This is a genomic window from Vagococcus fluvialis (assembly GCF_003337315.1).
Taxonomy (GTDB): domain Bacteria; phylum Bacillota; class Bacilli; order Lactobacillales; family Vagococcaceae; genus Vagococcus; species Vagococcus fluvialis.
This window is the reverse complement of sequence record NZ_QPJV01000004.1, coordinates 131413-145811: the sequence shown is the minus strand read 5'-3', so window position 1 is coordinate 145811 and position 14399 is coordinate 131413. Positions and strand designations below refer to the sequence as shown.

The window sequence follows — 14399 nt, the reverse complement described above, 5'->3', positions numbered from 1 at the left end:
CTCAAGAACCTGTAAAAATTTGGTACAAAAAAAGAGATGATTTATCATCTCTTTAAAATTTTATAATCCAATAAATGGTGCTGGATCCATGAAGCCACTCCATACACCTGTTGAAATACCAAAGTGTAAGTGATCTCCAGTTGAGCTACCAGTTGTTCCAACATTACCAATAATATCACCAGCATTTACTTTTGAACCTGCTGCAATACCTGGTGCATTCATATGCATATAGTAAGTGTAGTAACCATTATCATGTTGGATAATAACGTGGTTACCAGCACTGTAATGGTAACTTGATTCAATAACTGTACCAGCTCTTGAAGCCATAATTGGCGTTCCACCAGGAGCTGCCATATCTAGTCCATCATGATAGTCACCAGCAAAACCAGTTGGGTCAACACGAGGACCAAATGTACTTGTAATAGTAAATGATGTTAATGGTCTTTGGAAACCACTTGCATAGCTTGGTTGACTATTACTATTGTCAGCTGTTCCTTTGTCACCTGTAGGTTTTGATAATGAAACAGGCTTATCAGACTCTAAGTTTTCTGCTTCTTTTTGTTGTTGAGCTTCAAATGCTTTTTGAGCATCAGCAGCTGCTTTTTGTGCCGCCTTTTGTTGTTCTTCGATTTCTTTAGCTTTTTTAGCTTGTTCAGCAGCAATACGTTCTGCTTCAGCTTTTTGAGCTACAAATTCAGATTTTTTGTTTTGAGCGTCATCTAAGTTTTTTAAGATTTCATTAGCTAATTGTACTTGAGCTGCTTTAGAAACTTCTAATTCAGCATGCTTCTCTTGTAAAATTGTCGCTTTTTGAGTAATTTCAGCTACTTTAGCTTCCATATCTGTTTTCTTTTGACTTAGGTCTTCTTGATCTTGTTTTTGAGCTTGCATAATATCATTATTAGCATTTACTAATTTTGTATAAGCAAATGTTCTACCAATAGCATCAGAAAGAGACTCTGAATCTAATAATACATTAACAAAATCTTGTTTATCTTGATTAATTTGAGTTGATCTTGCTTGATCTTCAATTTTTTCATTTCTTTTTTCTATTTTTTCTTCTAAAACTTTGATTTCTTCAGTTAATTTGTTAACTTCTTTTTCAAGTTTGTTTTTTTCAGCTAGTAAGCTATCTGTTTCAGCAGTTAAGTTATTAATCTTAGCCTCTAGGTCAGCTAAAGAACTATCTGCAGATGCTTTTTTAGAGCTTAAATCTTTAATTTTTTGTTCTTCATTTGCAATTTTACTATCGATACTTTCAGCTTGAACAATGCTTGGACAAGTTAAACCCATGATTGAAATCGTCGCTGCTGTAAAGATTAGTGATTTATTTATTTTCATATTTTTAATTACCTCGGCTTAATTTGATTACCTATAAACTATAACATAAAAGCCTAGGTAATTAAATTACAACTAGATTACAAATTATGACGAAAAAAACTAGACGTAATGTCTAGTTTTCTTCAAAGTTTTTAAGGTCTAATTCTTCGATTTTTCCTGTTGTTAAATAAACAATCCACTCGCAGATATTTGTTACGTAATCTCCAATTCTTTCTAGGAAGCCTGCAACTTGCAAATAGTCAGCTCCTACAATAACTGTTTCAGGATTTTCTTGCATGGCTTCAATTGAATGACGGTAAATTGATTTGAAATATTGATTTGTCACTTTATCACTCATGGCAATTTCAATTGCTTTTTGACTATCAGTATTAACATAAGCAACTAAAACTTCACTTACCATTGCCATTACGTGTGTTGCCATTTCAGAAATTTCATTTTCAATTTCTAAAACTCGTTTATTTCCTTTAACACGAATAGTTGACTTAGCAATTGATACTGCATGATCTCCCATTCTCTCTAAATCAGAACTTGCTTTCATAATAGTAACAATTTTTCTTAAATCTAAAGTTACTGGTTGTTGCAAGGCAATCATTTCGAAACATTTTTTCTCTAAATCTTGTTCCTTAGCATTAATACGATCATCTTCTGCAATCACTTCTTTAGCTAAACTTTTATCATGGTCGATAAAAGCTTTTACTGATTTATTTATAGCTGTATTAACATATTGTCCCATTTTATCGAACTTGTCATGTAATTTTGTTAAATCTTCTTCAAATTGGCTTCTTAACATACTTTCCTCTCCTTCTTTTATCCGAATTTCCCTGTAATATAATCTTCTGTTTGTTGTTTCTGAGGATTTAAAAAGATATTCTTTGTTTTATCATACTCTATTAAATCTCCACTCAAGAAAAATGCTGTTTTATCAGAAATTCTTGAGGCTTGTTGCATGTTATGGGTTACCATAATCATTGTATATTTCTCTTTTAATTCTACCAACATATTTTCAATTTTTCCACTAGAAACTGGATCGAGAGCACTTGTTGGTTCATCTAAAAGAATAACTTCTGGTTTTACTGCTAAAACTCTTGCAATACACACACGTTGCTGCTGACCACCTGATAATGAAAGAGCACTCTTATGTAATTTATCCTTCACATCATCCCAAACTGCAGCTGCTTTTAAACTTTCTTCAACAATTCTATCTAGTTCAGCTTTCGTATGATTTCCTTCTAATCTTAACCCATAAATAACATTTTCATAAATAGAAAATGGAAATGGATTAGGTTGCTGGAATACCATTCCGATTTGTTTTCTTAGTGACACCGTGTCTGTTTTAGGACTGTAAATGTCTTTACCATTGTAAGAAACATTTCCAGTAATAGTTACTGATGGAATTAAGTCGTTCATTCGGTTTAGAGTTCTTAGAAAAGTTGATTTACCACAACCAGAAGGGCCGATTAAAGCTGTAAGACCGCCTTTATCAAAATCCATTGTAATTCCTTTTAAAGCTTCATTTTTCCCGTAGTATAAATGTAAGTCTTTAGATTCTATAATAGACATGTACTTCCTCCTTAACCGAAGTGTCCAGACACATAATCGTCTGTCGCTTGAATTTTTGGTCTTGTAAATATTTTTCTTGTTTCATCATATTCCATTACTTGTCCCATATAGAAAAATGCCGTGTGGTCACTAATACGAGATGCTTGTTGCATGTTATGCGTTACAATAATAATCGTATAGTTTTCCTTTAAATTAATTAAAGTTTCTTCTACTTTACTTGTAGAGATTGGGTCAAGGGCACTGGCAGGCTCATCTAATAATAAAATATCAGGTTTCATAGCAATGGCACGAGCAATACATAAACGTTGCTGCTGTCCACCAGATAAAGCCAAAGCACTTTTATTTAAGTTATCCTTAACTTGTTCCCATAAAGCCGCTTGTTTTAAACTTGTTTCAACAATTTCATCTAATTCTTTTTTGTCCTTCATCCCGTGGCGACGAAGAGCAAACGTAATATTTTCATAAATTGACTTACTAAATGGATTAGGTCTTTGGAATACCATTCCAATATGTTTTCTCATTTCATAAACATCAACTTCTTTTGAATTGATATCTGTGTTTTCATACATAATTTTTCCTGTAACATTAGTTCCGTCAATTTCATCATTCATTCTATTTAATGATCTTAGATAAGTTGACTTACCACAGCCTGATGGGCCAATTAGTGAAGTAATTTTATTTTCTTCAAACTGAAGACTAACACCTTTAATGGCTTCATTTTGACCATACCAAACATGTAAATCATCAGTTGATAAAGCTATTTTTTTCTCTTTATCATTTAGCTGAACAATATGTGTTTCATCCAGATTGTATTTTTTCATTATAATTCCCCTTAACTATTTCTCTAAGCAGATGTAATTTTTCTGTGTAGTCGTTTACCAATGAAACGAGCTAAAAAGTTAAATAATAGAACTGCAATAATTAATACTGCAGATGCTCCTGCTGATACTTGCGCACCATCAGGCATGTTTCCTTCACTGTTAACTTTCCAAATATGAACAGCTAAAGTTTCAGCTTGTCTGAAAATATTTAAAGGACTTGTAATACTTAATGGATTCCAGTTTGTAAAGTCTAAAGCTGGAGCACTTTGACCTGCTGTGTAGATAAGGGCTGCAGCTTCACCAAAGATACGACCTGCTCCTAAGATAATTCCTGTTAAAATCCCTGGTAAAGCTTCAGGAATAATAACTCTAATAACTGTCTCCCAACGTGATAAACCAAGTGCAAGACCTGCTTCACGCTGTGTAAAATGAACTGCTTTTAATGACTCTTCTACGTTTCTTGTTAAAAGAGGTAAGTTAAAAAATGTTAAAGCTAAAGCTCCTGAGATAATCGAGAAGCCTAAACCAGCTTGAATAACAAAGACTAAAAATCCGAATAAACCAACTACAACAGAAGGTAATGAGCTTAGTACTTCAATAGAAGTTCTAATGATATTTGTCATCATATTCTTTTTAGAATACTCAGCTAAATAGATACCTGCACCTAAAGAAATTGGAATACTAATTAACATCGTAATAATTAATAAGTAGAAAGAGTTGAATAATTGGATACCAATTCCTCCACCTACTTGGAAACTTTTAGAAGGTTGTGTTAAAAATTCCCAACTAATATGAGGAATTCCACGACCTAATATATATAGTAATAAACTGGCTAAGATAGTTATAATAATCACGGCAATTCCATAAAGAATACCAGTGGCTAATTTATCTGCTTTTTTTGCATTCATTATTTCATTGCTCCTTTTCTACCAATCATACGTGTAATAATGTTAAAGAAAAGTGACATTAATAATAGTAATAAGGCTAGTGACCATAATACATTATTTTGTAGAGTTCCCATAATTGTATTACCAATTCCCATTGTTAAAACACTTGTTAATGTAGAAGCTGGTGTAATTAAATTATGAGGCATTAATGACGCATTACCAATAACCATTTGAATCGCTAAAGCTTCACCAAAGGCACGTGCCATACCAAATACAACTGCTGTCAAAATTCCAGGTACTGCTGATCTTAGAACAACTTTATAAATAGTTTGCCATCTTGTAGCACCTAATGCTAGAGAGGCTTCTCTATAGTGTCTAGGAACAGCCTTTAAAGCATCTACTGTCATAGAAGTTACTGTCGGTAAAATCATAACAAATAAAACAAATGTACCCGCTAAAATACCAAAACCAGATCCACCAAATACACTTCTTACAGCTGGCACAATTACAGATAAACCAATAAATCCGTAAACAACAGAAGGAATCCCTACTAGTAACTCAATAACTGGTTGTAATACTTTTGTTCCAAGTTTAGGTGAAATCTCTGTCATAAACACAGCAGCTCCAATAGCAAACGGTGTTGCGATAAGTGCTGATAAGAAAGTTACAATGAATGAGCCTAAAATCATTGGCATAGCGCCAACTAAAGCTTTACCATTTTCATCTACAGAACTTGGGTTCCATTCAGTTCCAAATAAGAAATCTTTTAAACTAACACCATCTACAAAAAATGTTGCTAAACCTTTACTTGCAACAAAATAGAAAATAGCTACAACAACAGCAACAATTAATGAAATAGCTAAAAAACTGATTGTTTTACCAAACTGCTCTAATTTTTTCTTAGGCGATTTTTTTAGCAATTTACTTTGAATATCTTCCAACGTTTTTCCTCCTATAAAGCCAGTTATTTCGGCTTAACATTTCCTTCAACATCTCGTTCGATTGTCATACGAGATACTGGAATATAACCTAGTTGTGGAACAATTTCTTTTTGAACTTCCTCTGAGAGCATATAATCTAAGAATTCTTTTGTTAAACCTTTAGGCTCTCCTTTTGTATACATATGTTCATATGACCAAACTGTCCATTTGTTTCGCATAACATTTTCTTCAGTTGGGTTTACCCCATCAATTGAAAGAGTGGCAACATCATCTGTTACATAAGAAAAAGCAACATAACTAATTGCACCTGGTGTTGTACTAACAATTTGTCTTACCATACCTGTTGAATCTTGTTCTTGAGCATTTTTCGATTCTTCACCATCAAGAACCCATTGTTCAAAAGTATGACGGCTACCACTTCCTGCTGCACGGTTAATAATCACGATTTTTTGGTTTCTACCGCCAACTTCTTTCCAGTTAGTGATTTCACCTGTAAAGATTTTTTTTAAGTCTTCTTTTGAAATATCAGTTATTCCTATTTCTTTGTTAACAATCGGAGTTAAGCCTACAACTGCTACTTGATGATCTACTAATTCTTCGCTTTTTATGCCATCCTTTTCTTCGGCAAATAAATCAGAATTTCCAATTTGAACAGCCCCAGCTTGTACTTGACTTAAACCAGTACCACTTCCGCCACCTTGGACATTAATAAATTTACCTACATTGGCGCTACTATATTGCTCTCCTGCGGCTTCAACTAAAGGTTGCATAGCAGATGATCCTACTGCATTAATAGATTCACCATTATCAACATTTCCACAACTAACTAAAATAAAAGATAAGGCCAGTAGTCCAGTTGCTTTGTACACTTTTTTCACGAGTTAACCTCCTAGAATTTACATATAATTTACTAATTATTATTATTTACTTTTTCATCCAAACTAAACATATAATTTACAGAAGAAAATTGCAAGTCTTTTTACATTCTTTTTACAATAATGATTTTTTTTAAAATATAGTAATAGTTTTTTTAACTTCCCTTTTTTATTATAATACACTTGTGTTATAATTTAATAGAAACATAGTTTATTTTTGTTTTTTAAACGTAAGCTCCCCAACTTACGTATGAAAACTTTTTGTGATAAACAAATAATAAACAGTTTCACGTCACTAATAAAATATTCCCCATTGTATTAGTGATAGATATCATCCCTTATAAGAAAAAAGATGGCATTAATTTGCCATCTTTTTTCTTTGTTTTTCTTTTTCTTCGCATTCTAATATCATATCTTTATATTTCAATAGATAGCGAGTATCCAATTTGAAAGTATGCCACGCTTCCATATATAAATATACATAAAACAATACAATCACAAATCCTAATATTTCACCAAACTCCATTTGGATAGTGATACTAATCATTTTTTCTATCAAACCTTGTAAAAAAACAAAAGTCACAATAATTGGTGAAATCTCTTTTAAAATGTCTAACTTTTTCTCAGACAATTGAACGTATCTTTCGTAGCGATTAAATTCTTTTACTAATAGTAGATAATATTCTTCTGACTCATTACTCGGGATTTTTTCTTTACGCTTTTTTAATCTCAAATAATGATATATTAAATTGGAAGCAGCTAACAAAATAAAGGCAGCAGTATAAATTAATCGATGTTTTGAGAATTCTATCTCTTTAAAAAAACCACCATGTTTATTTTGATTAAGTAAAAAATCAAAAACAAAAAATAAAATCAGTAACACCACATACATACTTGCCTTATGTTTGATTAAATTAAAAGTTTCATTTTCTTGATTCATTTGTTGTTTCACCACTCTTTCTGGATAGATATTACTTTAATTGTACTATTTCCATAAATTATAACAACAAACAAAATAAAAAAGATAAAAGTTTTCACTTTTATCTTTTCTAATATTAATAATTACACTTTTAAGAATCTTCTCATTGATAAAATAGAACCAAATGATCCGATTACCACACCAATAACTAATAATAAGCCATTTAACTGAAGAACTAAAGTTGCTGGTGAAACTAATTCGTAAGCTGCTGAAGCAATCATACTCTTAGTAAAAATATAATAAACTTGAGAGTAACCAAATGAAATTAAAAGAATTGGAACAATTGAGCCTAGAATACCAATGAAGGCTCCTTCTAGGAAGAATGGCCAACGAATAAATCCATTTCTAGCTCCTACAAGTCTCATAATTTGAATTTCACGTTTTCTTGAAATAATTGTAATTCTAATTGTATTTGAGATTAAGAACACTGCAACTGCAACTAAGAATGCCGCACCGATTGTTCCCCACAATTTAACATTTTTAGAAATAGCAAAAATTTTTTCTGAATTTTGGCCACCATAGTCAGCTTTATGTACATTTGGTAAAGCTGCTGCTGCTTTTTGAATTCCTTTTATAGAATCAGAATCTTTTGATGTTAAAATATATACATCATATAGCGGATTATCATCACCATCAAAAAGTTTCCATGTGTCCCCTAATTTATCAGTTAATTTTTTGTATTCATTTTGTTTACTAGAGAAAACAACTTTACTAACATTTGGCACTTTATTAAGTTCTTCGCCTAATGCTTTTGTATCCTCTTCAGAAGTACCAATCTCAACGAATACTGATACGTCTACGTTTTTATTGATATCCTCAGCTATTTTAGTAACGTTTAAAATAACCCCTAAAAAGATACCTACTAAAGTTAGAGTCACTGTTACAGCACTGACTGATGCTAGTGTCATCCAACCATTTCTCTTTAAATTCTTTAATGCACTACCTATATGTCTGAAAAAATTTCTAATCATCGTATCCGTAATCCCCCTCGTCTTGATCTCGCGTAATTCGACCATTTTCAATGGCTAGGACACGGTGACGAATTTCATTTACTATCATACTATTATGAGTTGCCATCACAACAGTAGTTCCTTGGTGGTTAATACGCTCAAGTAATTCCATAATCTCCCATGAGTTTTCAGGGTCTAAATTTCCTGTTGGCTCATCGGCAATCAATACTTTAGGTGTATTAACAATAGCACGAGCAATCGCTACACGTTGTTGCTCCCCACCTGATAGTTCGTTTGGGAAAACTCTTACTTTATGTTTTAATCCAACTAAATCAAGAACTTCTAATACACGTTTTTTAACTTCTCTTGGTTTTTTACCAATAACTTGCATCGCGTAAGCTACATTTTCATAAACTGTTTTTTGACTTAATAATTTGTAATCTTGGAAAACAATTCCGATTTCACGTCTTAAGTAAGGTACATTTCTGTTCTTAATTGTTAATAGGTCATATCCACAAACATTTAAAGAACCTTTCGTTGCTTTTTCTTCACGGTACATTAATTTAATAAATGTTGATTTCCCAGCACCACTTGGTCCCACGACATAAACAAATTCACCTTGATTTATATTGACAGATAAGTTTCTAACGGCAGTCGTTCCATTAGAATACTTTTTTGTTACTTTCTTCATTTCAATCATGAGTATTCTCCCCACTCTATTTTATCTTATCTTTTTTCATAAGTATCTTCCAAATCAGTATAACATGAGATACAAAGGATGTTAATTTTCAATTGATTACAATTCTATTTCAAAATAACTGAATTGCTTTCTTTTGTTATATATTTGACATTTTCCATCTTAAATAAGCATCGATGAAGCCATCAATATCTCCATCCATTACAGCTTGAGTATTACCTACTTCATAGTTTGTTCTATGATCTTTTACCATTGAATAAGGATGGAACACGTAAGATCTAATCTGTGAGCCCCAACCAATCTCTAGTTGTTCACCACGAATCGATGCTGCTTCCTGTTCCTTTTTCTCCATTTCAATTTGGTAAAGTTTTGCTTTTAACATACTCATAGCTTGCTCTCTGTTTTTTAATTGCGAGCGTTGAGCCTGACTTGCTACAATAACCCCACTTGGGATATGAGTAATACGAACAGCTGAGTCAGTTTTATTAACATGCTGACCACCTGCTCCACTAGCACGGTAAGTATCTACTTTTAAATCATCAGATTTAATTTCAATTGACACATCATCTGTTAATTCAGGCATCACATCAATGGAACAAAATGACGTATGACGGCGACTGTTAGAATCAAAAGGAGATATTCTTACCAAGCGATGAACACCCCGTTCTGATTTTAAGTAGCCAAAGGCATTAAATCCTTTAATCATTAAAGTAACACTTTTAATACCAGCCTCATCCCCAGCTTGGTAATCAATCGTTTCTACCTCATAACCTTTTGAGTCAGCCCATCTCGTATACATTCGAAGTAACATACTACCCCAATCTTGAGATTCAGTTCCTCCAGCACCTGGATGAAATTCAATAATCGCATTATTATGGTCATATTCTTCGCTTAGTAATTGAGATAATTCAAAGTCTTCAATTTTCTTTTTAAACTGATCATGATCTGTGACTAGCTCTTTAAACATTTCCTCATCAGGTTCTTCATCTAACATTTCTACCATTAATTGTAAGTTTTCTAAACCTGTTGTTAACTCATTAAATGTTTCATATTGTGCTTTTAATTGATTTGATTTATCGATTATCGTTTGTGCTTTTTGACTATCATCCCAAAATCCCGGTTCAGCCATCATACTTTCAGTTTCGGCAATTTGTTCCTCAAGATCTTCTAAGTCAAAGAGACCCCCTGAAGTTCTTTATTTTTTCAGACAACATATCTAAACTTGATTTTATTTCATGTAATTCCATAAGTGAACCTCCTTAAAAATAAGAGAAAGCGACTCAGAATTTCTAAGTCGCCATACGCTTTAAACTGGTTTACCGTGACAGTTTTTATATTTCTTACCACTACCACATGGACATAAATCATTACGTCCGATTTTTTCATCTACTTTGATTGGTGTTTTCTTCGTATCAGAAGACACTCTTCCTTGTTCTTCAGTTGGTTGAACAGCTTCCCCTTGAGCTACTTGCTCACGTTGAACGTTTTGGCGAATTTCTGCTTTCATGAATAAACGAGTCACTTCATATTCAATTGCTCCAACCATATCATTAAACATTTGGTAACCTTCTGTTTGGTAATCAACTAATGGATTGTTTTGGCCATAAGCACGTAAACCAATAGATTCTCTTAATTGGTCCATTGCATCGATATGGTCTGTCCATTTAGTATCAACAACACGCAAGATAACTACTTTTTGGAACTCAAGTAATTGTTCTGGGCTATCTAAAATACTTTCTTTTTCAGCATAAAGCTCATTAGCTTTACCTAAAATAAATGATTTCATCTCAGCTGGTGTTTTTCCTTCAAAATCAGAAAGAGAAATCGCATCTTCATGAGTAATTGTTGCTCCCACAAAATCTACTAATCCTTCTAAGTTCCAGTTAGTTTTTTCACCTTGAGTATGACTGTCTACATATCTTTCGATAGTTCTTTCAACCATACCTAATAAAACAGGTTTTAAATCTTCATCAGATGTAATCACTTGATTACGTTGACGATAAATAACTTCACGTTGCTCACGCATGACATCATCGTATTGTAAAACGTTCTTACGTGTATCGTAGTTATTACCTTCTACTCGTTTTTGTGCAGATTCAACTTGTTTGGTAAACATTTTACTTTGAATAACCGCATCTTCTTCTTCTAAGTTCATACGGTCTAAGAACATCTTAATTCTTTCAGAACCAAAACGTTTCATTAATTCATCTTCTAATGATAAGTAGAATTGCGTTACACCTGGATCTCCTTGACGACCAGAACGTCCACGTAACTGGTTATCAATACGTCTTGATTCATGACGTTCAGTACCAATAACAGCTAAACCGCCTGCCTCAACAACACCTAATCCTAAACGAATATCTGTACCACGACCAGCCATGTTTGTGGCAATCGTTACAGAACCTTTTTGTCCAGCATTCATAATAATTTCAGCTTCTTTAAAGTGGTTCTTCGCATTTAATACTTCATGAGGAACATTTGCTTTTGTTAACATGTCTGATAATAATTCAGATGTTTCAACAGCTACTGTACCAACAAGTACTGGTTGGCCCTTTGCATGACGCTCTTTAATATCAGCTACAACTGCTTTAAATTTACTTGTTAATGTTGGATATAATAAGTCTGCTTTATCATCACGAATAATTGGTTTGTTTGTAGGAATTTGAATAACTTGCATGTTATAAATTTCTCTAAACTCTTCTTCTTCTGTTTTAGCAGTACCTGTCATACCAGATAATTTTTTGTACATACGGAAATAGTTCTGGAATGTAATGTTAGCCATTGTTTTTGTTTCATCTTCAATCTCAACGCCTTCTTTAGCTTCGATTGCTTGATGTAAACCATCAGAATAACGACGCCCATCCATGATACGACCTGTAAATTGGTCAACGATCATTACTTTTCCATCTTGAACCACATAATCAATATCTAAAAGCATAATGTAATTAGCTCTTAATGATTGATCTAAGTAGTGAGTTAAAGAAGTATTTTCAATGTCATAAAGGTTAGACACGTCAAAGTGTTTTTCTGCTTTAGAAATACCTTCTTCAGTTAATGCAATTGTTTTTGATTGAACATCAATTTTATAATCTTCTTCATTCACTAAAGTTTTGATGAAGTTATCAGTTCTGTTGTACATTGCTGTTGATTTTTCAGCTTGTCCAGAAATGATTAATGGTGTTCTAGCCTCATCGATTAAAATCGAGTCAACCTCATCCACTACAGCAAAGTTTAATGGGCGTTGTACCATTTGCTCACGGTAAACTACCATGTTATCTCTTAAGTAGTCAAAACCTAGCTCATTGTTTGTTGAATAAGTAATATCACAAGCATAAGCTAAACGTTTTTCTTCTGAAGATTTAGAGTTAATATTTAAACCAACTGTTAAACCTAAGAAATTGTATAACTCACCCATTTCGCTAGCATCACGTGTTGCTAAGTACTCATTAACTGTTACAACGTGAACCCCTTCACCAGAAAGAGCATTTAAATATACTGGCATTGTTGCAGTTAAGGTTTTACCTTCCCCAGTTTTCATCTCAGGAATACTACCTTCATGTAACACAATACCACCCATAATTTGAACTTTGTACGGGAATAAGCCAAGAACACGTTTAGCAGCTTCACGAACTACTGCAAATGCTTCTGGTAATAAATCATCTAGTGTTTCACCATTTTTAACTCTTGTTTTAAATTCTTCAGTTTTTGCTTGTAATTCATCATCACTTAACTTTTCAGTTTGCTCTTTTAAAGCTTCAACTTTATTAGCTAAATGCTCCAAGCGTTTTAAATCTTTTTTATCATTTTCAATTAATTGTTTCAAAAAATTTGCCATGAATAAAATCTACTCCTTATTTATTATCATTTGATATCAATTATCATTATTTATAGTTCATAAAAATAAAATGAGTTCATCTCACATATTTTATCATTAGTTGTCATAAAATAAAACTCTTTTAGCTATAAAAGCATAATAAAAAGAGCTTGTGGATTGCCCACAAGCTCTTTTCTTGATTAATTTGTTTCGATTAAACCATATTTCCCATCTTTACGACGATAAACAATGCTTGTTCCATTTGTTTCAGCGTCTTCAAAGATAAAGAAGTTATGACCTAACATGTTCATTTGTAATACTGCTTCTTCACTATCCATTGGTTTTAATGACAGACGTTTAGTTCTAACGATTTCTAAATCAGGTTCATCATGAACTTCTACATTTTCCGTATTAAAAATCGCAGCTGCAGCAGCTTGATCTAGATTTGTTTCTCTAGATTTACGATTAATTTTCGTTTTGTATTTTCTGATTTGTCTCTCTAATTTATCTACTACTAAGTCAACACTAGCGTATAAATCTGGAGATGTTTCCTCAGCTCTTAAAACTAAGTATGGTAAAGGAATTGTTACTTCTACTTTAGCTGTTTTATCTGAGTAAACTTTTAAATTAATGTGAGCTGTTGACTCTGGCACGTTAGTAAAATATTTTTCTAACTTTCCAATTCTTTTTTCAACATAATCTCTAATTGCTTGAGTAACCTCAATGTTCTCTCCGCGTACATTATATCTAAACATACTAATTACCCCTTTCGTCTATCACTCAAAGAGTAAGGAAAAAAGGACCACTCTTTTACCTTCCTCTTCTTACTTCTATTATAACTAACTAATAGACAAATGACAATTCAGTTTGATAAAAAAACGCTTTATATTTTATCTTGTGAGGGAAAAAGAGGCTATTTCCAATGGTTTAGCTTGTAAAAGACACTCATAAGCATGTAGTATAGTTCTTCCTGTCGTGTAGACATCATCTATAACCAATACTTTTCTATTATGTATAGTGCTTTTCCCTCCTTTTTTCAAATAAAAGGGTTGTTTACTTAAAAGTCGTTCTTCTCTTGATTTTTGAGATTGCGCTTTTGTTTCTTTCTTTTTCCCTAAGATAGTAGTTGTTTTAATCTGACAAGAATCTAGAAAAACTTCTACTTGATTAAATCCTCTTTCCTTTAATCTTTTTTTCGATAGTGGGATTGGCACAATTAGATAATCCTCTTGAGTAAAATCATTTAATTTCTCATGAACATCTTTTGTAAAAACTTTTCCCATTTCAATATCTCCTAAAAACTTATAACGCTTAAAGTAGTCTTTCATTTGCTCGTTGTGTTGATACAAATAATAATGATTTAACTTAAAATCCGCTAACTCTTTTTGCCATATTTGGCAATCTAAACAGATTTTACTGTTTGAGGTTGTTTCTTTTCGGCAATACTTACAGACAGATTTATTCCTTTCATCAAAAAGTAAGATTTCTTCATAACAACTACTGCAACACTGATTGAAATAAAGTCTTTCCAACC

At 32.6% G+C, this 14399-nt stretch carries 14 protein-coding genes; all 14 read right to left on the bottom strand.

The window, feature by feature from the left end:
- Window positions 1-60: 60 nt before the first annotated feature.
- The 14 genes from DFR54_RS05740 to DFR54_RS05675 all read right to left on the bottom strand — a co-directional run bounded on the left by DFR54_RS05740 (window position 61) and on the right by DFR54_RS05675 (window position 14397).
- Entirely contained in the window at window positions 61-1341 is a 1281-nt protein-coding gene (locus tag DFR54_RS05740) for a murein hydrolase activator EnvC family protein (RefSeq protein ID WP_114289364.1), read from the bottom strand.
- A 112-nt stretch (window positions 1342-1453) separates the two neighbouring features.
- The gene (gene phoU / locus DFR54_RS05735) at window positions 1454-2131 is read right to left on the bottom strand and encodes a phosphate signaling complex protein PhoU (protein WP_086341588.1); all 678 of its coding nucleotides are present in this window, start codon (window positions 2129-2131) and stop codon (window positions 1454-1456) included.
- A 17-nt stretch (window positions 2132-2148) separates the two neighbouring features.
- Complete coding sequence (pstB, locus tag DFR54_RS05730; protein WP_114289362.1) at window positions 2149-2901, bottom strand: phosphate ABC transporter ATP-binding protein PstB; 753 nt, start codon at window positions 2899-2901, stop codon at window positions 2149-2151.
- Between the two features lie 11 nt (window positions 2902-2912).
- Window positions 2913-3722 (bottom strand): phosphate ABC transporter ATP-binding protein PstB, encoded by an 810-nt coding sequence (pstB, locus tag DFR54_RS05725; protein WP_086341586.1) that lies wholly within the window; start codon window positions 3720-3722, stop codon window positions 2913-2915.
- A gap of 23 nt (window positions 3723-3745) precedes the next feature.
- Window positions 3746-4630 (bottom strand): phosphate ABC transporter permease PstA, encoded by an 885-nt coding sequence (gene pstA / locus DFR54_RS05720; protein WP_086341585.1) that lies wholly within the window; start codon window positions 4628-4630, stop codon window positions 3746-3748.
- Window positions 4630-5550 (bottom strand): phosphate ABC transporter permease subunit PstC, encoded by a 921-nt coding sequence (gene pstC, locus DFR54_RS05715; protein ID WP_114289360.1) that lies wholly within the window; start codon window positions 5548-5550, stop codon window positions 4630-4632. The genes pstA and pstC overlap by 1 nt, the downstream gene beginning before the upstream one ends.
- Before the next feature lie 23 nt (window positions 5551-5573).
- On the bottom strand, window positions 5574-6419 hold the full coding sequence (locus DFR54_RS05710) for a phosphate ABC transporter substrate-binding protein PstS family protein (protein ID WP_227289711.1): 846 nt from the start codon (window positions 6417-6419) through the stop codon (window positions 5574-5576).
- A gap of 364 nt (window positions 6420-6783) precedes the next feature.
- Window positions 6784-7365, bottom strand: a complete 582-nt coding sequence (locus tag DFR54_RS05705) for a hypothetical protein (RefSeq protein ID WP_114289358.1) — start codon at window positions 7363-7365, stop codon at window positions 6784-6786.
- 122 nt (window positions 7366-7487) lie between these two features.
- Window positions 7488-8375 (bottom strand): permease-like cell division protein FtsX, encoded by an 888-nt coding sequence (gene ftsX / locus DFR54_RS05700; protein ID WP_086341582.1) that lies wholly within the window; start codon window positions 8373-8375, stop codon window positions 7488-7490.
- On the bottom strand, window positions 8368-9054 hold the full coding sequence (gene ftsE / locus DFR54_RS05695) for a cell division ATP-binding protein FtsE (RefSeq protein WP_086341581.1): 687 nt from the start codon (window positions 9052-9054) through the stop codon (window positions 8368-8370). The genes ftsX and ftsE overlap by 8 nt, the downstream gene beginning before the upstream one ends.
- 136 nt (window positions 9055-9190) lie before the next feature.
- Window positions 9191-10298, bottom strand: a protein-coding gene (gene prfB, locus DFR54_RS05690; protein WP_114289356.1) for a peptide chain release factor 2 whose coding sequence is annotated in 2 segments (ribosomal slippage) — window positions 9191-10225 and window positions 10227-10298 — 1107 coding nt in all. Because the reading frame shifts where the segments join, the coding sequence is not laid out codon by codon here.
- A 59-nt stretch (window positions 10299-10357) separates the two neighbouring features.
- Window positions 10358-12886, bottom strand: a complete 2529-nt coding sequence (gene secA, locus DFR54_RS05685; RefSeq protein WP_114289354.1) for a preprotein translocase subunit SecA — start codon at window positions 12884-12886, stop codon at window positions 10358-10360.
- Window positions 12887-13065: 179 nt separating this feature from the next.
- Window positions 13066-13620: a ribosome hibernation-promoting factor, HPF/YfiA family gene (gene hpf / locus DFR54_RS05680; protein ID WP_086341578.1), complete on the bottom strand. Its 555-nt coding sequence runs from the start codon at window positions 13618-13620 to the stop codon at window positions 13066-13068.
- 135 nt (window positions 13621-13755) lie between these two features.
- Window positions 13756-14397, bottom strand: coding sequence for a ComF family protein (locus DFR54_RS05675; protein ID WP_126809026.1), 642 nt, complete (start codon window positions 14395-14397; stop codon window positions 13756-13758).
- Window positions 14398-14399: the final 2 nt, after the last annotated feature.

Bases quoted from the DNA above. Each gene is read 5' to 3' on its own strand.
- DFR54_RS05740 (WP_114289364.1), bottom strand. From the start codon at position 1,341: ATGAAAATAAATAAATCACTAATCTTTACAGCAGCGACGATTTCAATC.
- phoU (WP_086341588.1), bottom strand. From the start codon at position 2,131: ATGTTAAGAAGCCAATTTGAAGAAGATTTAACAAAATTACATGACAAG.
- pstB (WP_114289362.1), bottom strand. From the start codon at position 2,901: ATGTCTATTATAGAATCTAAAGACTTACATTTATACTACGGGAAAAAT.
- pstB (WP_086341586.1), bottom strand. From the start codon at position 3,722: ATGAAAAAATACAATCTGGATGAAACACATATTGTTCAGCTAAATGAT.
- pstA (WP_086341585.1), bottom strand. From the start codon at position 4,630: ATGAATGCAAAAAAAGCAGATAAATTAGCCACTGGTATTCTTTATGGA.
- DFR54_RS05705 (WP_114289358.1), bottom strand. From the start codon at position 7,365: ATGAATCAAGAAAATGAAACTTTTAATTTAATCAAACATAAGGCAAGT.
- ftsX (WP_086341582.1), bottom strand. From the start codon at position 8,375: ATGATTAGAAATTTTTTCAGACATATAGGTAGTGCATTAAAGAATTTA.
- ftsE (WP_086341581.1), bottom strand. From the start codon at position 9,054: ATGATTGAAATGAAGAAAGTAACAAAAAAGTATTCTAATGGAACGACT.
- secA (WP_114289354.1), bottom strand. From the start codon at position 12,886: ATGGCAAATTTTTTGAAACAATTAATTGAAAATGATAAAAAAGATTTA.
- hpf (WP_086341578.1), bottom strand. From the start codon at position 13,620: ATGTTTAGATATAATGTACGCGGAGAGAACATTGAGGTTACTCAAGCA.